The organism is Phaeodactylibacter xiamenensis, from assembly GCF_000759025.1.
Classification (GTDB): Bacteria; Bacteroidota; Bacteroidia; order Chitinophagales; family Saprospiraceae; genus Phaeodactylibacter; species Phaeodactylibacter xiamenensis.
Genome location: NZ_JPOS01000012.1, coordinates 221866 through 243661 on the forward strand (window position 1 = coordinate 221866; position 21796 = coordinate 243661).

Below are 21796 nucleotides of genomic sequence, written 5' to 3' on the forward strand. Positions count from 1 at the left end.
ATTATACTACAAGTAATGAACGGGATTCGTTGTGACTTCCGTGCAATAAGCGGCAAAATTACTAAATTTCTGAGAAATAATCTCCTGCAGCAGCTGTATTGTAAATTGCTCACTTTCAAAGTGCCCGATATCTGCGATGATGATTTGCCCGTCTGCATCGAAGAATTCGTGGTATTTGTAGTCGGCTGTGATAAAAATATCCGCACCCTGCCCCTTGGCAGCTCCCAGCAGGAAGCCCCCTGCACCGCCGCAAACGGCTACCGTATTAACGGGCTTACCCAATAATGCGGTATGCCGGATGACATTGACATCCATTGCTTTTTTCAGGTGCTTAAGGAAGGCTTCTTCCTTCATAGGCTTTACCAGTTGGCCAACCATGCCGGAGCCGACAAGCGCACTCTTATTCTCAATGCTGCTCAGCTCGTAGGGCAGTTGCGCTTCCGGAACGCTATCCCGGAGCGCCCTTAGCACGGCCGGTTGCTGACCGGAAGCAAAGAAGACTTCGAGTTTGACCTCAGCGCCTGTTTGTCCGTCCTGCGTACCTACGCCAAGCGAGGCATAACTTAGCCCTTTTTCATGGTTTAGCGTGCCTGCACCGGCTGCAAAGAGGGCTTTACGAACCACATCGCTATACGCCGGAGGCACATAAATGCTGAGCTTCTTCATCACCGCTGCCGGGGCCAGAATTCGGGTATTTTCCAACTGCAGTTTTTCTGCAATCCGGGTATTAACCCCCTGATAATATACGCTGTCGAGATTAGTATGAATAGCGTAGATCGCAATATCGTGCTTAATGGCCTGTATTACTACCCGTTCCACATAGTTGCGGCCAGTCAGGCTTTTCAATCCCTTAAACACTATTGGGTGATGAGCGACAATCAGGTTGCAGCCTTTTTCGATTGCCTCTTCCACAATCGCTTCCGTAGAGTCCAGGCAACAAAGCACGCCTTTCACTTCTGCGCCTTGGTCCCCTGTGATCAACCCGGCATTATCGTAGCCAGCCTGATAGGATGATGGAGCTATTTGTTCCAGGTACTGAATGACATCGCGTATCTGCATTAGGGTGAATTTCTGATTTTTGCTTCTAAAGAGGTCGTCGAGTAGCCTTCAATATAAGGTAAAACGCGCACTTCGCCACCATTTTGGAGCACGGTATCGGCACCGACGATGCTACTAATTTCATAATCGCCTCCCTTGACCAGTACATCAGGCTTGAGCAGCTCAATAAGCGCCGCCGGGGTATCTTCTTCAAAAGGGACTACCATATCTACAAACTGCAGTGCGGCCATTTGCCACAAGCGAGTGGTTTCGTCGTTAATAGGCCGGTTAGGGCCCTTCAGCCGCCGTACCGAATCTGCTGCGTTGAGCCCGATGATCAGCACATCGCCCAGTTCCCGCGCCTGCGCCAGGTAGTGGATGTGCCCATAGTGCAGGAGGTCGAAGCAACCATTGGTAAACACCACCTTTTGGCCTTGCTGCTGCCAGGCGTCCCGTTGCTGCGCGGCACCTGCCCGGTCTTTGATTTTCGCTTTGATCTTCTCAATCATAGATTATGCATTAGCGGTCACGATCTGCTCCCGGTCACTGCCCGGCTGATAGTCGCGGTTGAGAACAGGCAGGAAGACCAGGGCGAGGATACCCACCAGGACGTTGCAGCCCAACTGAATCGAAAAGAAGGCAATATTCGCCCAGGAGAATCCATCTTCTCCACTGATACCATACATAGACAGTGCCGTTTGCGCCAGGAAGTGATAAGTGCCCATACCGCCCGGCGAGGGGATGACCACGCCCCATCCTCCAAATACGAATACGGTAAGCCCTGCCACGGCCGGCAGGCCAGCTGTGGGCGCAAAGGCAAAGAAACAGAGGTAAGTCATCAGGTAATACATCAACCAGATGTTGATGCTATGGAAAAGGAACCACCAGGGTCGGTCAAGCTGACGCACCGTCTGCAGCCCTTCCCAAAAGCCGAGCGCCAGCTCACGGATTTTCTTATAAATTGCCGTTCGGGACAGCGGCTTGCGGAAAAGGTACAATACTGCCATGCCCAATACCCCTACACCAGCGGCCATAGCCATCAGGTTGCCTAAATTTGCCAGCTTGCCGAGGTCGGCTTTTTCATTGACAAACTGCCAGATAGTATCATACTCCAACAGAAAAGCCAGCCCGGTGACCAACAGAATGCTGATGACGTCAATAATCCGGTCAACGACAATGGTCCCCATGACTTTTTCCAGCGGGATTTTTTCATATTGAGCAAGGGAAGCCCCCCGGACGACCTCGCCCATACGTGGCAGGCCCAGGTTGGCAAAATACCCCAGCACTGTAGTCAGAAAGGCATTGATAAAACGGGGCGTGTAGCCCATTGGCCGGATGAGCATACTCCAGCGGATCGCACGGCTTACGTTGCTCATCATAAAGGCGATAAGGACCATCAGTACCCAAAAGTAGTTGGCCTCCTGAAAGTCCGTGACTACTTTTTGGAATAAACTGCAATCCTCAGCCGAGATGCCCTTGAGGGCGCATTCTTCCTGATAGGCGGCATTTTGGCTCCGGTACACCAGGTAGAGGATGCCCAGGCCCAGGCCTAAAAACAACAGGAACTTCAGAATATTTACGAGCGTCTTTTTCAAAGGTCGTATGGTTGATGGTGGGCGCAAAGATAGGGGACTGTCCCTAAATGGCAAAGCCCGGCTGCCATGGGAAAAAACTATTGAAGCTCAACATTTTACAGCTGATCCGGTTTTATCGCAAATTAAAGATACTTTCCCATGAAGCTCCACCGCCAAATCCTGCCCGTTTTTGGGTTTCTGGCCACCCTGGGCCTGTTATTTTCCCCACTTATTGAAGTGCACACTTCCGGGGATATTCCACGTAATCTGATCATCTTCGGTACTGATATTACCGGGGACACCCAACAACTCAGCGGGCTGATATTCGCACAGGACTTCCAGTTCTACAGCCTGATGGCTCTGCTGATGAGCTGGCTGGCTGCCATTTTTTCCCGAAAGCAAATCCGGGTAGTTGCGCTTTCGTTCGGCATTTTCATCATCAGCATGCTGCCTGCATGGTTCATGGTGTACGTGGAAGACATCATCAAGCATCAGGTCAATGGGCCTCTCGAGCATCAATACCTCTATGGTTTTATTTTTGCAGGTATCGCCCTTTTCTGCGGTACCTTCGGGATTATTCAAACTCAGTCCAGGCCACCACAGCCGGCTGCCCAGATTCTGGACCAGGGGATTTAACCATCCTTTAGGAAGAATTTCTTGTTGAAAAGCAGTAAATTACGGTACTTTGCGGCGCAATTTTCAAACAAGCATAAGTACCAATGACCAAAAGAGTAATTCCTGTAGTCGACTTGTCTCAGTTTACCAAAGGCGATGCTGCTGCCCGCGAAACTTTCGTAGCAGAGCTTGGCAAGGCCTTTCACGAAATTGGCTTTGTTGGCGTTACCGGCCACGGCATACCCGAAAAACTGATCAACGACTTCTACAAGGCTTCCAATGCATTTTTTGCGTTATCCACGCCTATTAAAGAGCAGTACGAGATTGCAGGCATGGCTGGACAGCGGGGGTACACCTCCTTTGGCAAAGAGCACGCCAAGCAGTCGGAAGTAGCTGACCTGAAGGAATTTTTCCAAATCGGACAGGAAGTCCCTGCCGATGACCCGCGCAAAGCTCAGTACCCGGATAATGTGCATGTTGATGAAATCCCGGACTTCACCAAACTCGGCCTGCAGCTTTACCGGGCTTTTGAGAAGGCTGGCGGCGAGCTTCTCAAAGCCATTGCCATCCACCTGGAACTGCCGGAAGACTACTTTGAGGCGCATATTGAGAAAGGCAACAGCATCCTGCGGGCTATTCACTATCCTCCGATCACAAAAGAACCGGAATCGGCAATACGGGCCGAACAGCATGAAGACATCAACCTCATCACCCTGCTTGTGGGCGCTTCTGCCGGCGGGCTTCAACTGCTCAATAAGGATGAGGAGTGGCTGCCTATCATGCCTGAGGAGAACGAGATTGTCATCAACGTAGGGGACATGCTGCAGCGGCTGACCAACAACTACCTGAAGTCTACTACCCACCGGGTGGTCAACCCTCCGCGCGAGCAGTGGCATCTGCCCCGGCTTTCTATCCCTTTCTTCCTTCACCCGAAGTCGGAAATGGATTTGAGCGCACTGCCGAAGTGTATCACCGCCGAAAACCCGTTGCACTACGAGCCCATCACAGCCGGCGAATATCTCGACGAACGCCTGCGCGAAATCGGCCTGAAAAAATAAGGATGGCCAAAAAATACATTACCTTCACTAAACTTAAACCTCTTATTACGGTCAGATGACTGAAAGCAGGTTGATAAGGACAGCATAATGCTGTAATTTTGCAATAATTAAAAAGTATCATTATGGAAACTATACTGTTGTTCAACTTCTTCGGCCCGGAAATGCTGGTTGTACTCTTCGCAATTCTGTTGCTTTTCGGCGGTAAGAAAATTCCTGAGCTGATGCGTGGCATTGGAAAGGGCATCCGCGAGTTCAACACTGCCCGCTCTTCCCTCGAAAGCGAACTGAAAGAGGGCATGGATGCGGCTGAGCGCGAGGAAGCGAAAAAGAAAGAAAACAGCAACGCATAAATTCCGCAGTTTTTGCGCACCAACAGAAAAGCCATCCGAGATGTATTCCCGGATGGCTTTTTTCGTGCTCAGATTACGGAAGGACAGTTTATTTCCTGCCAAACAGCCCGCCCAACATTTTCATGCCGATGCTGGCTACGTCATCCACTACGCTTCCGTCCCCATCGCTGTCCAGAAACTTCATCGCCATATCGATTGCCGGATTGTTTGTATTCGCCCGCTCGGCGGATACTGTACCCGAAAGCAGCGAAGCAATACCTGCCATATCCAGGCCCTGCTCCCGCTTGGTCTTGCCCAGCGCGCCCATTACAACCGGTGCCAGCATCGTCATCAGGCTGCCGGTTTTGTCAGAGTCCAGCCCGCTAAGCTGACTGATCATTTGTACTGCGCCTCCCTGATTGTTGCCCAGAACATGCTTCAGGATACCTGAGCCATTGAGCATACTTGGATTCTGCGCCTGCACCTGCTGTCCGCTAAGCATACCGATGACATCGTTCAGTATACTGCCGTCGTGGTCCCGCTCCAGTGCATTGTTCAGTGACTGAGCACCTTCTGTGGATTCGGCATTTTTGGCTAGTGCGCCCATCAGGGTATTCACGATGCCGGAAGCCGCAGCGGCGGTTTTTTGCTTATCGGCACCTCCGATTTGCTGGCTCAGTTGGTCAATCATGCCCTCAGAAAGGGAGCCTTGCAGGAGGTTCATTAAGTTAGCTTCCATATTGTTTTTTATGGTTGTTGATTATGGTGTTAAATTACGGATTGTTTTTCGGGCAGCAAAACATGCGTGCTTCCCGGGAATGCTTTTTGTAGACGCTATTTTCCCGGAAGGTCACATCAACTATAGCCGGCCCAGGCTGTTTCCTCAAAGTAAAAGGATACTGAACGTATGATGTGGAGCGATTTAAAAGCTGTAATAGCCTGGTTTCGCGGGGAGCAGGAGCCCGATGCGACAGACACGGACATTGGGGTAGCCAGCCTAATGCGGCTTGTCGCAGCCAATACCATGGCTAACATCAGAAAAGCGCAGGAACAGGCAGACCGCCTGCCCTATCAGTCCGATGAACCATTAGATAATGCACCGGCTTCTGCTGATAGTCGCCCCACCATACCCTTTTCTCCATCCCGCCAGGGTGGGCTCCCAACTTCTGACGCACCGGGTTCGGCATCCGCACAGGGAGATGAACAGGAGCCGCCGCAGGAAGCTTAAGCCAAAGGTTGGCCCTACGCAGGTTGCCCGCTAACCACCACCACAATTTCACCTTTCACCTTAGCCTGTTGACCATAGTAAGCGATCAGCTCTTCAAGTGATGCCGTTCTGACTTCTTCGTGCATTTTGGTCAGTTCGCGGGCCACGCAAGCGAGGCGGTCTGCTCCACAGTGCGCTGCCAACTGCTCCAGGCATTTGACCAGGCGGTAAGGCGACTCATAAAGCACGAATGTGACCGGCAGTTCTGCCAGATAACTCAAGCGGGTTTGACGGCCTTTTTTATGAGGCAGAAAACCTTCGAAGTGAAATTTATCGCAGGGGATACCAGAAGCCACAAGCGCAGGTACGAAAGCGGTAGCGCCGGGCAGGCATTCCACCTTCACGCCTTCCTGCACACAGGACCGGGTCAATAGGAAGCCAGGGTCAGAAATACCCGGCATGCCCGCATCAGAAATCAGCGCCATCCGGGCACCGCCTTTGAGTTGTTCGACCAGATTTTCGGTAATGTTATGCTCGTTATGGGCGTGGTAGGCGCGGAGCGGCGTGGTAATGTCGTAGTGGTCCAGCAGCTTTTTGGAGGTGCGGGTATCTTCTGCCAGGATCAGGTCCACCTCTTTGAGCAGGCGAAGCGCCCGCAGGGTGATGTCTTCCAGGTTGCCAATGGGCGTGGGGATGAGGTAAAGCATGCTGTTGTCGATTCTGTTGAAGTCAGTGGTCCGACTTCGTGAAATACTGGAAAGCAGAAAAAAGAACATAAAGCACGACTACTGCTGAAAAAGCGACCTCCCGGGTCAGTACCAGCAACAGCAACGCAATGCCGGCAAAGATAAACTTAATCTCATTGCCTGCCCACGCCAGCGATTTGAATTTGAGGGCAAACATGGGGATTTCACTCACCAGCAGGTAGGACTGCAATGCGATCAACACGTAAAGCACCACGGGACTGCTGACCACCCAGTCTCCCATACCGTAGCTATCCAGGGCATAAATCAGCATCAGCCCGGTCACAAACATCGTACTCGATGGCGTCGGAAGGCCGATAAAGCCATCCGTCTGCCGGGTATCGAGGTTGAACTTGGCCAGCCGCAAACCGGAGAAAGCCGAAAGGATAAAACCAGGCACTGCTGCATACACCAGCGCATCTGCTCCTTCCTGCCCCAGGGCCACCAGCAGCAACTGATAGTAGATGGCTCCGGGCACTACCCCGAAGGAAACCGTATCGGCAATGGAGTCCAGCTCTTTGCCCAGCTCCGAATGCACGCCCAGCAAACGGGCCACCAGCCCATCCGCATAATCGGCCGCAACCGCAGCCACTATAAATCCAAACCCGGCTACGTACTGCCCATGCAGCACACTGACCAGCGCACAACCACCGAAGACCAGGTTGAGCAGGGTAATCGCGTTTGGAATTTGCTTTTTTACCATGAGTGCGAAGGTACAAAAAACCAAAGGTTGAGGAAAGCTGCCGACCAAGGCTATCGGGCAGGGTTTGATTTTATTGCTTAACTTTCCGGGGAATCACATCCGACGCTATGAAAACGACAAAATCTATACTGGTAACAGGGCTGTGCATTCTGCCTTTACTAGGGGCCTTGGCACAACCTGCCAATGATGAGTGCGCCAATGCTTTTTTCATTGAGGAGCCGGTCAACTGGTGCTCTTCAGATGGGCAGTTCACTACCGTTGAAGCTTCCGCTAACCCGGATCAATCCCCTTCCTGTTTTACAGCAGAAGGTGATGTTTGGTTTACCTTCACCGCAGTAGCCCCCTCGGTAAGTATTTCTGTGCTCGGTGGCTTTTTCAGCAACCAGCTTTCCCAGCCGCAGGTCGCACTGTATGCCGGCAGCTGTACAGATTTGACGGAAGTCACTTGCCAGACCGGCAGCGGCTTGTCCCTGCAAATCATCGAAACAGGTTTGCAACTTGGGCAGACCTACTACCTGCAAGTACAGGGGGTGGCTATCGGCAATTTCTCCCTGTGCCTCAACAACTACTCCGGAGCAATCACCGCTACCTCAGATTGCCCACAGGCCGCCGTGCTCTGCAATCAGGCTCCTTTTGTCATACCGCAGGTCACCGATGGCGGCAACGACCCGAGTGAAGCTGATGACGCCGAATGCCTGAATATTGCCGGGCTGCCAGTAGAGACCTTCTCCACCTGGTTTGTCTGGACCGCTGCTGAGTCGGGGAGCCTGACTTTCGCGCTTACGCCAATCAATGAGACTGACGACCTCGATTTTGTCCTCTACGAATTCCCGAATGGGCCGGGTGATTGCTCCGGGAAGACCGTACTCCGCTGCATGGCGTCCTCCTGCATTGGCCCTACCGGGCTAAACGATACCGCGCTTGACATTTCTGAAGCTCCGGGCTGCGGTCCGGGGGATGATAACTTTCTGGCTGCGGTACAGATGGAGGAAGGTGTCACCTATGGGCTGATGGTCAACAATTTTTCGCAAACGACCATCGGTTTCGAAGTGGAGTTTGGGGGCACTGCCAGCTTTGTGGGTGGGGAAGAGCGCCTGGCAGCGGAAGCCGATGAAGTCTGTCAGGACAGCTTGTTGACTTTCGTCGGGCTGAACCCGCCGGGCAGCTCCAATGTGGTGGACTGGCAATGGGAATTTGGCCCGGGCGCCACACCGGCTTTTGCCTCCGGTCCAGGCCCTCATGAGGTAGCGTTCGGTATTTCCGGCACACAGCTGGTGCTGCTGCGCGCCACAACGGCGCAAGGGTGTACTTCCACTGAAATCCTGCCCATAGAAGTACTTTGCTGTACTGATAACTTCCAGGTCAGCGCCACAACTATGCCCCCCTCCTGCCCGGGCGATAGCGACGGAAGCATTGCGCTGGATATTGAAGGCCCCAACGGGCCGCCCTTTTTCATCACGTGGGAAGATGGCTCCAGCAGCAACCCCAGGACAGGGCTTCCTGCGGGCTTGTACAGCGTGACTCTTTCCGACACTTCAGAATGCCAGGCTATCCGCACCTTTGAAGTGCCGTCTGCTCAGCCTTTTGAAGTGGACACACTACTGAGTTTGCCCAGTTGCGATGCCGGAGTGGATGGCAGTATTTCACTGGAAGTATCGGGTGGCGCGCCTCCCTTCTCCTACGCCTGGGCAGGTATGCCCTTTAGCAATAACAACACGCTTAGCAACTTAAGCGCAGGGCTTTACACCGTAGCCATTCAGGACAACCTGGGCTGCATGGATACGCTCGAGATCAACCTCCAGGAGTTACAACTTGTACTAGACCCGCAAGTGACTGATATTACCCCACCCAGCTGCTTTGGGCGGAGCGACGGCCAAATCACACTGGTCATCGCCAATGGGCTCCCACCCTATCAGTTTGATTTCAATGATGGCAATGGCTACGTGCCATCAAATGCGCTGAGCCAGCTCGCATCCGGCATTTACACCGTAAATGTGGTGGACGCAAATCTCTGCGAGGGGCAGTTCATCATCGAGCTGGCAGACCCGCCCCCACTGGAGCCCGGGCTGCAACCCACCAACATTTCCTGCACAGGGGCAGCCGATGGACTGCTTTTGGCTGCGCCCTCCGGAGGCACACCGCCCTACAGCTATGCTTGGGAGAATGGCAGCGATGCTCCACAACGGGAAGCTCTGCCGCCCGGCATTTACACCCTGACCCTTACCGATCTCAATGGGTGCACCGCCATTACCACCTACGAAATGGCAGACCCTGAGCCGGTTATTGCCTCCTTCGACTCCATAGCCGGCCCGGTATGCTTCGGCGATCAAAATGGTTACCTCGCCGTAGCCGTCACCGGAGGCCAACCGCCCTACCTTTACCAAATCGGGGGTTCAAACCCTCAGGGCGATGCGGCTTTCCCTAATCTTGCCGCGGGCTCCTATAGCATCACGGTGGCCGATAGCCGCAATTGCAGCACTACAGCCGATGCCAATGTTCCCGTTCCCGAACGCCTTACCCTGACGCTCACCTCCAACAGCCCTATCGTTTTGGGTAATAATGCGTGGCTCCGGGCCCTTACCAACGCGGCCGAGCCAGCCATTCTTTGGTCACCGCCCGACTTTTTGTCCTGCGCCGATTGTGCAACCCCTGAAATCACCCAGCCCACACAATCCATGACCTACCAGGTGGAAATCACCGATGACAAAGGTTGCAGTATAACAGATTCCATAAATTTGGAGGTATTATTAAGGTATCCGGCCTATCTGCCCAACGCTTTTTCGCCTAATGACGACGGTATTAATGATACCTGGGCACCTCAGGGAGGCCCGGCGCTGGAGCGATGGCTGCAAATGCAGGTCTACGACCGCTGGGGCGGGCTCATTTTTGAGGCACAAAATCCAAATGGTCAAAATGCCGTTTTAGAATGGGATGGCCGCGCGGAGAACCAGCCTATGCCCATTGGTGTATATACGTGTATTATTGAAGGGCAATTTATTGATGGTACCGTACGGCAATTCCACTCTGATGTTCTGCTTACCCGGTAACACAAACAAAAGTGATGAGAAAATATAGCCTGTTCTGTTTTTTAATACTATGGATGCCTTTGGCCTTGCTTGCACAGGGAGAGGACTGTAATACAGCCACCAACCTGCCCAATGTAAGCAGCTGGTGCTCGGAAGGCGGCGCCTACACCAATGTAGGCTTCGAAGATTCCGGTTTCACTACTGGTTGTTTCCCGAATAACCAAGACAACTTTGATGTCTGGTTTTCCTTTGTGGCCGAAGCCACTACTGTGAATGTGAGCGTGGCGGGCGCTACCGGGCAAAGTAATGGCGGTACCCTGCAGAACCCTCAGTTTGCCGTTTACAGTGGCGAATGCGGCATGCTCACCGAGATTGGCTGCTTCTCAGATGCCATCGGCGTGGGCAGCGGGCAGCTCTTTGCCGGGCCTTTGGAAATCGGGCAGACTTACTACATACAGGTCGGTGCCCGGGCTGGCAATCAGGGGACCTTCCAGCTTTGCGTGAATAACTACAATGACATCCCCGACCCTTCCAGCGATTGCAATACCGGAGTGATCCTTTGCGACAAATCCCCCTTTACCGTTGAACAGGTTACAGGCGTTGGCAGCAATCCCAACGAAATTGGCGATGTAGCCTGCTCCACTTTTTCCTGCCCGCTGAGCGAAAGTGGCTCTGCATGGTACAAATGGACTTGCGATGAGGCCGGTTCACTTACCTTTTCCCTTACTCCGCTTAATCCTGCGGATGACCTTGATTTTATTCTATATCAGCTGCCAAACGGTGTGAATGATTGTGATGACAAATTCGACCTACGTTGCATGGCTTCCGGTGAGGTGGTGGGGGCCACTTTTGATATTTGGGAGCCCTGTACCGGTGCGACCGGCCTGGCAGATGGAGAGGAGGACACAAGCGAAAACTGTGGCTGTGACCCGGGAGATGACAATTTTGTCGCTCCAATTGAAATGGAAGCAGGGGTAAGCTACGCCCTTGTCGTTAATAACTTTAGTCAGTCCGGCAATGGTTTCACTGTGGAGTTTGGTGGCACAGGCACCTTCCTCGGCCCGGAGGCAGAATTCAGGACCGAGCCCGAGCTCGACACCCTTTGCCTGGAAAACAGCATCACTTTTGTAGACGAATCCAGCTTCATCGGCGGTCTTTCAGGCTGGGAGTGGACCTTCGGAGAAGATGCCAGCCCGGCAACGGCTACCGGGCAGGGGCCGCACGAGGTTACCTATAGCAGCCCGGGGCTGAAGAGTGTCCTGCTACGGGTGCTTACCAGTGATGGGTGTATTGTATCGCATGTGGAAACAATCTACGTTAAGTGCTGCGAGAGCAGTTTCACCATCGACGATACGATATCCGATGTACTCTGCCCTGACGATAGTACCGGCGTTATTTTCCTTACGGTCGCCAATGGCAACCCACCCTATGTTTTCAACTGGAGTAATGGGGAAAACACCCCGGGAATCAGTAACCTGCCTCCCGGGAACTATACCGTAACTATTACTGACGACTTTACTTGTGATTCCGTTCTGACCTATACGGTCAACAGCCCGCCACCGCTCGACGTGGACACTCTCATCACCATGCCCACCTGTAATGGTGGCACCGATGGCGGCATTGAGCTGCAACTGACCGGTGGCACGCCTCCCTATGAATACAGTTGGGAAGGGCAGCCTTTCGGCAATGACAATACGCTAACCGATTTGCCTGTAGGCGACTACGAGGTCGTCATCCGCGATGCCAACGGCTGTATTACAGAACTGACCATTCCGGTTAGAGAATTGGAGCTTATGCTTGATCCGGCACAGCCCGGAATTGTCAACCCGTCCTGTACGGGCTTCTCTGATGGCGCCATCACCATCAATATAGCCAATGGGCAACCGCCGTATCAGTACAACTTTAACGATGGAAATGGCTTTGTAACCACCAACTCTGTAAGCGGTTTAAGTGCAGGTGCCTATACCGTCAATGCCCTTGATGCCAACCTGTGCGAAGGCACATTCAACATCGTACTGGAAGATCCGCCCCTGTTGGTAGCTGGCTTGGACGTGCAGGGTATCAGCTGTTTTGGAGAAGCAGATGCCCTGATCACAGCAACTCCGGAAGGCGGCACCGGAGGGTACAGTATACAGTGGAGTACCGGTTCGGCGGAAGCGACCATCAGAGGGCTGGGAGAAGGCACCTACAGTTATACCGTTACGGATGCCAATGGCTGCGTGGCTTCGGCTGATACGACGATCACACAGCCCCCACTGCTTGAGCTTTCGATATTAGACATTCAGGACGTTCTCTGTTTTGGGGATACGACAGGCATCGTTGTACTGGAAGGTACGGGAGGAGTGCCGCCTTATGAATTCAGTTCAGACGGGCAGGTCTTTCAGGTAGCGCCAGCCTTTGACAGCCTCGCTGCCGGCAATTACACCTTTGCAGTCATGGACGCCAATGGGTGCCTGGCCAGCATTCAGGGCAGCGTATCCCAGCCCCCGGAGCTCATCGTGGATGCAGGAGAAGACATCCGGATTGAGCTGGGCTATAGTGGGCAAATAGATGCGAGCGTGTCCAACCCCGATGTTGCCTACAGTTGGATGCCGCCAGACTCGCTCTCCTGCATCGATTGCGAAGATCCGGGGGCCAATCCGGTCAATACCACTTTATACACGCTCACGGTGACCGATGAGAACGGCTGCCTGGCGGTTGACTCTGTTACCGTGCGTGTGATTAAAAACCGCCCGGTGTTTATCCCCAATGCCTTTTCACCGAATGCGGATGGCAGGAATGATGCCTTTACCGTGTATGCAGGGCCCGGGGCCCGCCGGGTGCAGGAGCTAAAGATCTTCAACCGCTGGGGAGGCATGGTCTACGAAGGGCAAAACTACCCACCTAATGCGCCAGAGTTCGGATGGGACGGCACCTTCCGGGGAGAGCCCGCTCAGATCGGCGTGTATGCCTACTATGCGAAAGTGGAATTTATTGACGGCATCGTCGTCCTTTTTGAAGGCGACATACAGGTCGTAAGGTAGGGTAAAAAACAACCCCGCCTATATAAAATGCGAAAGGGTTTCAGGTGATGACTTTACCTGAAACCTTTTCTTATGCTAAGGTATGTGTAAGATTCAGTTCTTTTCCAGACCGAAGAAGAACAGAAGAGATAATATCAAGAGACAGCAGGCTGTCTGAGGAATTATCCCAGGTCTCTCTGCTTTTCCAGCTTGTAGCGAGCCTTAAGCACTTCGTGCCGGCGCTCAACGGAAGGCTTCGTGAATTGCTTACGCTTACGCAATTCCTTAATTACGCCAACATTACGGTGCTTACGCTTGTAGCGCTTCAGCGCCCGGTCAATAGACTCTCCTTCTTTTACGTTGATGATGATCATGTACGAACTATAAGATTGAGGGCGAAAACATCCTGCCCGTTTGGTGAAAAAATAATCAAATCAATTGATGAAATCACAGCCTTGATTGACAGGTCTGCAAATTTGCCCGGCAAAGGTAATAATAATATTAAAACGAGGCAAGGAAAAATGAACAACCCACTTCTAACAAAAAGAAGCAGGCTGTCATTTTAAGGCAAAGGGAGAACCTATTTAAGAAAACTCAGACATTTCCTCCCCGGTACAATTGTGTTTATTTGCCTGATTAAAACAAGCTACAAACCGGAAGCAAAACAATCAGGGCAACCCCTGAGGTCATGAGTTCATAGTGTTCGGAAAAGATACCCGCCACAACGGCAGGTATCCGTACTGATAAATGCACAAAATTCTTGTTGGCGATAGGAAGGATGCATTAAAAGAAACCATTCGTAATGCTAGTCTCAGCAGATAAAATGAATGGTTATTTTTGCTATTGTGGCGATTGTTGAATAATTTCAGGCAGTATATGGACAGTTGTTCAAAAAAGCAATTAATCTGCTATATTTCAAACCAGACATACGCTCTACATTCTTTCGCAAACAACTAACAACCAACGACTTAAACACCCCACAAAAGCACCCCGTAAAAACATGAAATTTGCACATTCCCTATTTCTGTATATCCCCCTACTCCTACTTTTAGTACCTCCTGTCCAGGCTAATTCAGAAAACTGCGAGCAATGGTGGACTCAGGAACACATTTCAGAGGAAGACCCCAAGGATTTGATTATCCGGATTTACGATTTAATGCGCATAGAAGACGAGCATTTTCTTTGCCTGATTGACTATTACCGGAATCACCACCTGACAACTCCGGAATACAAACAGCTCTTCTACAATTTTATGGGGCAATACTTCAATAACATAGGGAAGTTTGACTCAGCCAAAACCTATATACTCCTTGCCATCGGTCAGGATAGTTTACTGACAGACAACCCTGAGGCCCTGCCGTCAGACCTGGCCACACTGGGCAACACCGAGTTATTCCAACGAAATTACCGGGAAGCGTTGGAATACTACAAGCAAGCCCTTGATGCGGTAGACTGGAATGGGCGCCCCTATGTTATTGCCAATATTTTTTCCATAATGGGCGTTTGCTACGTCGAGCTGGAAATGCCGGGCAATGCCCTTGCCCATTTTTCTACCGCCCTCGAATACAGTATCCGGGACACCACCCCAAACTCCACCGGCAGGCGGCTTATGATACGCCATAATATAGGTGTGGTGCATAATATCCGGGGGCAGTACAGGCGAGCCCTTAATATCCTTGAACCATTGGTTGACTCCCTTGAGCAAATCGACTATCCATACCTCGAAAGGCTGCTGCATAGCAGTATTGGCTATGCTTATCTTGAGACCGGAGAGCTGGAGCTGGCTGAACAGCATCTGAAGACACTGCTTGGTGACGAGATGAGCTTTGATGTCAATCAGGAAGAGCTCTACTACTATGTACTGGAACTCTACGCACAGCAAAATGCATACAACAAAATGAAATCTATTCTTGATACCATTTCTGCCCATTACGAGGACGTTGGCATCCCCCCTCCCTTCGAACATTATTACTGGACCGGTCAATACTATGAGCTTTCCAGGCAACTTCCCGAAGCCGAAACGCTATACAAAGAAGGCCTCAGACTGATACCCAAAGACTCTTTTCCTGCCAACCGGGCGCGATTTTATGAAGCGCTGGCAGCATTGTACGAAACAACTGCGCAATGGGAAAGCGCCTACCAATATCAGACCGAGCACGCAAATGCACTGCTTGAACAACAAGAGCATGACCAAACCCGGGCAGCAGAGGACATCGCGGTAGCTTATGAAGTCAAAGAATACCGGACCCGTGCCAAAGAAGCAACTGCCAGGGAGAACCTCTCGATCGTGCGGGCTGAATTGGCAGAGCGCAAAGCCCTTTACTCCACCTGGGCTGTTGCTTTTAGCATACTCACCATATTATTATTAGGCTTCAACTACTGGCAGTACCGGCAACGGGCTAAATCCAAACAAGAAGCCATACGGGAACGCAACAAACGCCTCGCTCAGGAGCAACAGCAAACCCGTCAGCAGCTGGAGTATCAGAAAACCGCAGTGCTAAACAAAAGTCTCTGGGCTGCCAGCCTTAAACCCAAAGTGAGCGAAGCCATTGGCAAATACCACAAACGCCCGGACTACCTGGAGCGCAAAATTCACCAGATATTCATGGAAGAAGACATCCTTCCGCAGTTTGAAAAAGAGTTCCAGTTATTCTACCCTGATTTTTCCCGCTCTCTGGTCCGGGAAATCCCAAACCTTACAGACAAACAGTTGCGGTATGCAATGCTTATCGCGCTGGGCTTAAGTAACAAAGAAATTGCGGAAATCCTTTCGGTGAGTGTCAAAGCAGTGGAAATGGCACGATACCGCCTCCGGTCTGCTCTGCAAATTGAACAAGAGGATTCACTCGAAGCACTCCTGCGAAACCATCTGCTTCACATGGAGCCCACAGTACCCGAAGAAGTATAAGCAGCTGTTCTATCATTCGTTTCCGCCTGATTGAGGAGGATTCCTGACAACACCAACCCTTATCCGGTGTCAACCATCGGAATCCGAACTTTTTATAGGTATCTCTCCGTTTTCTACATCGCATGAGATGCTTATAACCCTGATTTTTGCAGTACATCAAACATTCAAAGATCATGAAAACCGTAATCCACAGAGCCAATACCCGTGGCCATGCCAATCATGGCTGGCTCGACTCTCATCATACCTTCAGTTTTGCCGGCTACTATAACCCGGACCGGATGAATTTCGGGGTGCTGCGGGTACTCAATGATGACGTGGTAAGCCAGGGGCGGGGCTTCGGCACCCACCCGCACGATAATATGGAGATTATCTCCATCCCGCTGGAGGGTGACCTGGAGCATAAGGACAGCATGGGCAACACTACCGTCATCCGGCAGGGCGACGTGCAGGTGATGAGCGCCGGCACCGGCATCTATCACAGCGAGTACAACAAAAATGCTGATCAGCCTGTGAAGTTCCTGCAGATTTGGGTCTTCCCAAATAAAAAAGACGTCACGCCCCGATACGATCAGATCACCCTTGACCCACACCGGCTGCACAATCAACTTTCACAGGTACTCTCGCCCAACCCGGAAGACGATGGCGTATGGGTGCACCAAAACGCCTGGTTCCATATGGGCACGCTGGAGGCCGGTTTTGAAACCACCTACAAGCTTAAAGATACAGCCAACGGCGTCTACGCTTTCGTTATCAAAGGCGATGTGACCCTCAACGGGCAGGCACTGCACCAAAGAGATGGTATGGGTGTGTGGGAAACGGATCAGCTAACGCTTACAGCCGACAGTGACGCCCGGGTCCTGTTGATGGAAGTACCAATGCAGTTGAATTAAGCCCCCCCGTGAAACGATCATCCCGAATCAGGCGGATACCTCGATTCGGGATGATTTATAATACCGGCGTTTTGAACGGCACGTTCAGGGCATTTGGCGCAGGCCATAACGCGTTTTAGCAGAGCACCCTACCGAAGGTTTTCGCCATACTTGCTCCGCACACCATAGCACGCTTTGTAAAGGTCTTCAAAGCTATTGCCGTAATGCTTTTTCTCTAGTTTGAAAGCTGTATCCTCACCAAGAACTATACATAAGAAGAGTTCTATGGCCACTGCACAACTCTTTTGGTTGAATTCCTATTGACATCAATCAAAACTATTATAACATTCTAACCCTATCTGAGAGACCTACTCCAAATGAAAAACAGAGCCCATACTAGAGATTAGCCGAAGGAAGCCTATTTTTGCCCCACAACTATGCATGTGCTTAGCCTATGTCTACCAAAGAAAAAATACTCGCCGCAGCTCTAAAACGTTTTAATGCCGATGGTATGGTCAATGTCCGCCTGCAGCACATCGCCGATGAGGCAGGCAAAAGCGTGGGCAACCTGGCCTACCACTTCCCCAACAAACAGGCTATCGTTCTCGGGCTGTACAAAAAACTGGAAACCGAACAGATCGAACTCCTCCGGGAATTCCGTATCGTTCCTCTTTTCGACAATATCGACCGCCTGTTGGAAGCTGTATTTCAACATCAGCAAATCTACCGCTTCTTTTACCTCGACACCCTGGAGGTGACCCGGGCATTCCCTGAAGTGCAGGCCGAATACCAAAAATATATCGAAACCGAGGTGCAGCAATGGCTCCAAATCCTGGAGTTCAATACCTCAAGAGGGGTGATGAGCCCTGAGCCCCGCCCGGGCTTTCATACCGGACTCGCCCTGCAGCTTTGGGCTACGAGTACCCACTACATGGCTCAAGAGATGGTACGGTCAACGGTTTTGCCCGGCCTGGAAGCTTATAAAGCGGGGGTATGGAACCTTCTTATCCCTTTGTTCACCAAACTAGGGCATCAGGAATACGAACAGATGCTGCAATCCCCTTACGATCTTTTCTATTAATCCTTCTTAGTTATTTAGAAAAAATACAAATAACGCCAATTGCGCCATATCGGATTAGAAAATTTTTTCTAATCCTGTTTTTTCCATACTTTTATTGCAGAGTAAATTGATAGGCATAGGTTCTTTTGATTACTCACCTTCAAAAGTGGAGAGATAAACTTCAACTTCTTGCCAATTTATCACCAACCTCCTGCCACTTCCCCGGCGATCTGGTCCAATGCTAAGTTTGCAAAGCCTCAGTTGACGTCCCTTATTCACTGCGAAGTACTATACAACAAACAAAAATATTAGCAAGCATGGCAAACATCCTGTGGCTGCAGGGCGGAGCATGTAGTGGTAACACCATGTCCTTCCTGAACGCCGAAGAACCCACCGTTGTAGAGCTTATCGTCGATTTTGGCATCAACATTTTGTGGCACCCTACCGTAGGCCTGGAAATCGGTCATCAGGTTACCGACTTGATGAATGATTGTATCTCCGGCAAAACACAACTCGACATTTTCGTTTTTGAAGGCTCCGTAGTAGAAGGCCCTGACGGAACAGGAAAGATGAACTACTTTGCGGACCGCCCCATGAAAGACTGGGTGCAGGAGCTCTCGGACGCTGCCCAGTTTGTTGTCGCTATTGGCGACTGCGCCACCTGGGGCGGTATACCTGCCGTACCACCGAACCCGAGCGAATCTACGGGCATGCAGTTCCATAAAGAAGCAAAAGGGGGCTACCTGGGCCCTGACTTCAAGTCTAAAGGTGGCTTACCGGTCATCAACATTCCGGGCTGTCCGGCACACCCGGACTGGGTCACACAAATTCTCGTAGCTATCGCTACCGGCCGTATTGGTGATGTTCTCCTGGATGACTTTCACCGCCCTAAGACTTTCTTCACAGATTTCGTACAAAATGGTTGCCCCAATGCCATCAGCTTCGCACAGAAAGTAGACGGGCACTTTGGCAAGCGCGGTGGATGCCTGTTTTACGAAGTAGGCTGCCGCGGGCCGATGACCCGGGCGAGCTGTAACCGTATCCTCTGGAACCGGCAGTCGAGCAAGACCCGGGCCAACCACCCCTGCCTGGGCTGTACCGAACCAGGCTTCCCGCACCACGATCTCAAGAAAGGCAGTGTCTTCAAAACGCTGAAGTACCTCGGCTTCCTGCCACAGGACACCCCTGCCGGCACCAACAAACTGGCTTACTACAGCCGGGCTGGCTTCGAGAAGGTCATGGGTACCCTTGAAAATGTGATGGGCGTGAACAAGGAGCACTTCGAGACTTCCAAATAGAGCGCCGCGCCGGATGATGGGCACGCTACAGTTATACCTTAGACTGCTGTGTCCATCTCTAACCTCAATCTAGTTATTGTCAAAATTGTAAGCTAAAAATGACTCAAGTTAAAGAACTCAACATATCTCCGGTCGGCCGGGTAGAAGGCGACCTGGACGTTAAAGTCTATATGGAAAACGGCCGGGTCACCCGCGCACATACACAGGCAGCCATGTTCCGGGGTTTCGAAAAAATCCTCGTGGGCAAGGACCCGCAGTCGGGCCTGATCGTGACACCTCGTGCCTGTGGCATCTGCGGGGGGTCCCACCTGTACTCTGCTTCCTCTGCCCTTGATACAGCCTGGGGAACAACGCTGCCGCCCAACGCACTTTTGCTGCGGGCCATCGGTCAGGCTACAGAGACCATCCAAAGTATCCCGCGCTGGTTTTATGCCATCTTTGCAACCGACCTGGCGAATAAGAAATTTGCCAATAAGCCTTTGTACGATGAAGTCGTCAAGCGCTTTGCTGCCTATGTGGGCACCTCCTTCCAGAAAGGTGTGACTGCGAGCGGGCGCCCGGTGGAAGTGTATGCCCTGTTTGGCGGCCAATGGCCACACTCAAGCTATATGGTTCCGGGCGGCGTGATGTGCGCCCCTACCTTAAAGGATATCACCCGGGCACATGCCATCATGAATCAGTTCCGCAACGACTGGCTCGAGCCGGTATGGTTGGGCTGCTCAATTGAGCGCTACCTGCAAATCCAGAGCTGGGATGATATGATGGAGTGGCTGGAAGAGAATGAAAGCCACCGTAACAGCGATCTAGGCCTCTTCCTGCGTGCCGGTATTGAATTCGGGCTCGACAAATTCGGTCAGGGTGTAGGCAAGTTCCTGGCATGGGGCACCTACCTCCATAAAGATCTTTACAACAAACCAACCATCGAGGGCCGTAACCCAGCCCTCATCAGCCCGGCTGGCTTCTGGGACGGCAAGCAATACTACGATGCCGATCAAAAGATGGTGGAAGAGCACGTGAAGCATGCCTGGTACGAAAATCAGGCCAATGCCCTCCACCCATTCGATGAACCTGCACCGGATGCCTCTATCAACTCCACGACTCTGGAGCATACCGACTTTGACGGTAAGTACAGCTGGTCAAAAGCGCCCCGCTTCATGCAACATGCTGCCGAGGCTGGCCCACTTGCAAGGGTGATCATGGCGGCTAACCCTGCCAATACAGATCATCAGATCAAAGACCCGCTCTTTGCAGACATCATGGAAAAGATGGGACCGTCGGTCTTTACCCGGAGCCTGGCACGGGTACACGAAGCACCACGACTGTATACCATGATCAACGACTGGCTCAGCCAGGTCAACCTGGACGATGAGTTCTATATCAAACCGGAAGAGAAAGATGGCATCGGCTGGGGGGCTACGGAAGCCGCCCGTGGTGCACTTGCACACTGGATCAAGATCAAGGACGGTGTGATTGAGAACTACCAAATCATTGCTCCTACCACCTGGAATGTCGGCCCGAATGACTCGGAAGGCAATCCCGGCCCGATTGAAGCAGCCCTGGAAGGCACTGAAATCGAAGATCCCCACGATCCGGTGGAAGTTGGCTTGGTGGCACGTTCGTTTGACTCCTGCCTGGTCTGTACCGTGCATGCACACGACAACAAATCCGGAAAGCAACTCGCTAAATTCAAACTTTAGACTTGCCCTGCCGGGGCACCAATGAACGCAACCCGGATCATGCACCGGTTGAAGCCATCTGATGCCCCGCAACAAGTCATTTTAACTAAAACCGATAGCGACGCACTTTTAGGGCAGGCCCGGGCTGTACCATTATAGCCCGGGCTATCCCAATCTGTAAGAAAAACGAACCTCCACTATGGTACAAACCTTACCCGTAAGCACTGCGATCCTTGGCTTTGGCAACCCTGTCCGGGCAGATGATGGCGTGGGTGTTTACGTAGCGCAGCAGCTTCAGGAAGCCCTTGAAGGCGTGGAAAAGTGCCAGGTTTTCGATATGGGCACCTCTGCCTTTGAAGTCCTTTTCCAGCTCAAAGCCCATGAGCGGATCATCCTGGTAGACGCTGTAGTCAATACCGGCGAAGCGACCGGGACCATTTACCGGCTGCCGGCATCAGAAGTAGAAGCGCAGATTGAAGAAGACCCTCTGGTATTTCTGCATGGGTTGAAGTGGAATCAGGCCTTGTCCTATGCCCGCAAAATACTTGGGGGCGATTACCCGGAAGAAGTAGAAGTCTACCTCATCAGTGTAGAAGATACCCGCTTCAACGTAGGTATGTCTGATGAGGCCAAAGCAGGTGCCGACCAGGTCGTCGCCTTATTAAAAGAGAGACTGCAAAACGAATAAAA

At 51.9% G+C, this 21796-nt stretch carries 19 protein-coding genes; 12 read left to right on the top strand and 7 right to left on the bottom strand.

What is annotated here, in order from left to right:
- Positions 1-6: 6 nt before the first annotated feature.
- Genes IX84_RS04555 through IX84_RS04565 form a run of 3 tightly spaced genes read right to left on the bottom strand, consistent with a single transcriptional unit; the run spans position 7 to position 2633 of the window.
- Positions 7-1059 carry a Nif3-like dinuclear metal center hexameric protein gene (locus tag IX84_RS04555; protein ID WP_044216902.1) on the bottom strand — a complete coding sequence of 351 codons (1053 nt, stop codon included), beginning with the start codon at positions 1057-1059 and terminating at the stop codon, positions 7-9.
- The gene (gene rfaE2 / locus IX84_RS04560; RefSeq protein WP_044216903.1) at positions 1059-1547 is read right to left on the bottom strand and encodes a D-glycero-beta-D-manno-heptose 1-phosphate adenylyltransferase; all 489 of its coding nucleotides are present in this window, start codon (positions 1545-1547) and stop codon (positions 1059-1061) included. Before rfaE2 ends, IX84_RS04555 begins: the two co-directional genes overlap by 1 nt.
- A 3-nt stretch (positions 1548-1550) precedes the next feature.
- The gene (locus tag IX84_RS04565; protein ID WP_044216904.1) at positions 1551-2633 is read right to left on the bottom strand and encodes a lysylphosphatidylglycerol synthase transmembrane domain-containing protein; all 1083 of its coding nucleotides are present in this window, start codon (positions 2631-2633) and stop codon (positions 1551-1553) included.
- Positions 2634-2771: 138 nt separating this feature from the next.
- Between IX84_RS04565 and IX84_RS04570 the strand changes: the two genes are divergently transcribed.
- The 3 genes from IX84_RS04570 (at position 2772) to IX84_RS04580 (ending at position 4635) form a co-directional block, all read left to right on the top strand.
- Positions 2772-3248 (top strand): hypothetical protein, encoded by a 477-nt coding sequence (locus IX84_RS04570; RefSeq protein ID WP_044216906.1) that lies wholly within the window; start codon positions 2772-2774, stop codon positions 3246-3248.
- Positions 3249-3331: 83 nt separating this feature from the next.
- The gene (locus IX84_RS04575) at positions 3332-4285 is read left to right on the top strand and encodes an isopenicillin N synthase family dioxygenase (protein WP_044216907.1); all 954 of its coding nucleotides are present in this window, start codon (positions 3332-3334) and stop codon (positions 4283-4285) included.
- Between the two features lie 122 nt (positions 4286-4407).
- On the top strand, positions 4408-4635 hold the full coding sequence (locus IX84_RS04580) for a Sec-independent protein translocase subunit TatA/TatB (RefSeq protein WP_044216909.1): 228 nt from the start codon (positions 4408-4410) through the stop codon (positions 4633-4635).
- 88 nt (positions 4636-4723) lie between these two features.
- On the opposite strand, the gene IX84_RS04585 is transcribed toward IX84_RS04580, so the two are convergent.
- On the bottom strand, positions 4724-5353 hold the full coding sequence (locus IX84_RS04585) for a DUF937 domain-containing protein (RefSeq protein WP_044216910.1): 630 nt from the start codon (positions 5351-5353) through the stop codon (positions 4724-4726).
- Between the two features lie 168 nt (positions 5354-5521).
- On the opposite strand from IX84_RS04585, the gene IX84_RS04590 reads away from it, so the two are divergent.
- Positions 5522-5842: a hypothetical protein gene (locus IX84_RS04590; protein ID WP_152604913.1), complete on the top strand. Its 321-nt coding sequence runs from the start codon at positions 5522-5524 to the stop codon at positions 5840-5842.
- A gap of 14 nt (positions 5843-5856) precedes the next feature.
- On the opposite strand, the gene rsmI is transcribed toward IX84_RS04590, so the two are convergent.
- Together rsmI and IX84_RS04600 are read right to left on the bottom strand one after the other, a co-directional pair.
- A complete protein-coding gene (rsmI, locus tag IX84_RS04595; protein ID WP_044216915.1) occupies positions 5857-6528 on the bottom strand; it encodes a 16S rRNA (cytidine(1402)-2'-O)-methyltransferase in 672 nt (223 codons plus the stop codon).
- A gap of 22 nt (positions 6529-6550) precedes the next feature.
- Positions 6551-7267: a CDP-alcohol phosphatidyltransferase family protein gene (locus IX84_RS04600; RefSeq protein WP_044217292.1), complete on the bottom strand. Its 717-nt coding sequence runs from the start codon at positions 7265-7267 to the stop codon at positions 6551-6553.
- 107 nt (positions 7268-7374) lie between these two features.
- Between IX84_RS04600 and IX84_RS04605 the strand changes: the two genes are divergently transcribed.
- Positions 7375-10314, top strand: a complete 2940-nt coding sequence (locus IX84_RS04605) for a T9SS type B sorting domain-containing protein (RefSeq protein ID WP_044216917.1) — start codon at positions 7375-7377, stop codon at positions 10312-10314.
- Between the two features lie 14 nt (positions 10315-10328).
- The gene (locus tag IX84_RS04610) at positions 10329-13316 is read left to right on the top strand and encodes a T9SS type B sorting domain-containing protein (RefSeq protein ID WP_081968611.1); all 2988 of its coding nucleotides are present in this window, start codon (positions 10329-10331) and stop codon (positions 13314-13316) included.
- Between the two features lie 161 nt (positions 13317-13477).
- Here IX84_RS04610 and rpsU read toward each other — a convergent pair whose 3' ends face one another.
- On the bottom strand, positions 13478-13669 hold the full coding sequence (gene rpsU, locus IX84_RS04615; protein WP_044216921.1) for a 30S ribosomal protein S21: 192 nt from the start codon (positions 13667-13669) through the stop codon (positions 13478-13480).
- Between the two features lie 626 nt (positions 13670-14295).
- On the opposite strand from rpsU, the gene IX84_RS04620 reads away from it, so the two are divergent.
- The 6 genes from IX84_RS04620 (at position 14296) to IX84_RS04645 (ending at position 21794) form a co-directional block, all read left to right on the top strand.
- Positions 14296-16203, top strand: a complete 1908-nt coding sequence (locus tag IX84_RS04620) for a tetratricopeptide repeat protein (protein ID WP_044216922.1) — start codon at positions 14296-14298, stop codon at positions 16201-16203.
- Between the two features lie 173 nt (positions 16204-16376).
- Positions 16377-17093, top strand: a complete 717-nt coding sequence (locus tag IX84_RS04625) for a pirin family protein (protein WP_044216923.1) — start codon at positions 16377-16379, stop codon at positions 17091-17093.
- Positions 17094-17526: 433 nt separating this feature from the next.
- Positions 17527-18153 (top strand): TetR/AcrR family transcriptional regulator, encoded by a 627-nt coding sequence (locus tag IX84_RS04630; protein ID WP_044216924.1) that lies wholly within the window; start codon positions 17527-17529, stop codon positions 18151-18153.
- Between the two features lie 296 nt (positions 18154-18449).
- A complete protein-coding gene (locus IX84_RS04635) occupies positions 18450-19430 on the top strand; it encodes an NADH-quinone oxidoreductase subunit B family protein (RefSeq protein ID WP_044216925.1) in 981 nt (326 codons plus the stop codon).
- 98 nt (positions 19431-19528) lie between these two features.
- On the top strand, positions 19529-21127 hold the full coding sequence (locus IX84_RS04640; protein ID WP_044216927.1) for a nickel-dependent hydrogenase large subunit: 1599 nt from the start codon (positions 19529-19531) through the stop codon (positions 21125-21127).
- Between the two features lie 178 nt (positions 21128-21305).
- Positions 21306-21794, top strand: a complete 489-nt coding sequence (locus IX84_RS04645) for a hydrogenase maturation protease (protein ID WP_044216928.1) — start codon at positions 21306-21308, stop codon at positions 21792-21794.
- Positions 21795-21796: the final 2 nt, after the last annotated feature.

Coding starts and splice junctions, on each gene's coding strand:
- IX84_RS04555 (WP_044216902.1), bottom strand. CDS start 1,059: ATGCAGATACGCGATGTCATTCAGTACCTGGAACAAATAGCTCCATCA.
- rfaE2 (WP_044216903.1), bottom strand. CDS start 1,547: ATGATTGAGAAGATCAAAGCGAAAATCAAAGACCGGGCAGGTGCCGCG.
- IX84_RS04570 (WP_044216906.1), top strand. CDS start 2,772: ATGAAGCTCCACCGCCAAATCCTGCCCGTTTTTGGGTTTCTGGCCACC.
- IX84_RS04575 (WP_044216907.1), top strand. CDS start 3,332: ATGACCAAAAGAGTAATTCCTGTAGTCGACTTGTCTCAGTTTACCAAA.
- IX84_RS04580 (WP_044216909.1), top strand. CDS start 4,408: ATGGAAACTATACTGTTGTTCAACTTCTTCGGCCCGGAAATGCTGGTT.
- IX84_RS04585 (WP_044216910.1), bottom strand. CDS start 5,353: ATGGAAGCTAACTTAATGAACCTCCTGCAAGGCTCCCTTTCTGAGGGC.
- IX84_RS04590 (WP_152604913.1), top strand. CDS start 5,522: ATGATGTGGAGCGATTTAAAAGCTGTAATAGCCTGGTTTCGCGGGGAG.
- rsmI (WP_044216915.1), bottom strand. CDS start 6,528: ATGCTTTACCTCATCCCCACGCCCATTGGCAACCTGGAAGACATCACC.
- IX84_RS04600 (WP_044217292.1), bottom strand. CDS start 7,267: ATGGTAAAAAAGCAAATTCCAAACGCGATTACCCTGCTCAACCTGGTC.
- IX84_RS04605 (WP_044216917.1), top strand. CDS start 7,375: ATGAAAACGACAAAATCTATACTGGTAACAGGGCTGTGCATTCTGCCT.
- IX84_RS04610 (WP_081968611.1), top strand. CDS start 10,329: ATGAGAAAATATAGCCTGTTCTGTTTTTTAATACTATGGATGCCTTTG.
- rpsU (WP_044216921.1), bottom strand. CDS start 13,669: ATGATCATCATCAACGTAAAAGAAGGAGAGTCTATTGACCGGGCGCTG.
- IX84_RS04620 (WP_044216922.1), top strand. CDS start 14,296: ATGAAATTTGCACATTCCCTATTTCTGTATATCCCCCTACTCCTACTT.
- IX84_RS04625 (WP_044216923.1), top strand. CDS start 16,377: ATGAAAACCGTAATCCACAGAGCCAATACCCGTGGCCATGCCAATCAT.
- IX84_RS04630 (WP_044216924.1), top strand. CDS start 17,527: ATGTCTACCAAAGAAAAAATACTCGCCGCAGCTCTAAAACGTTTTAAT.
- IX84_RS04635 (WP_044216925.1), top strand. CDS start 18,450: ATGGCAAACATCCTGTGGCTGCAGGGCGGAGCATGTAGTGGTAACACC.
- IX84_RS04640 (WP_044216927.1), top strand. CDS start 19,529: ATGACTCAAGTTAAAGAACTCAACATATCTCCGGTCGGCCGGGTAGAA.
- IX84_RS04645 (WP_044216928.1), top strand. CDS start 21,306: ATGGTACAAACCTTACCCGTAAGCACTGCGATCCTTGGCTTTGGCAAC.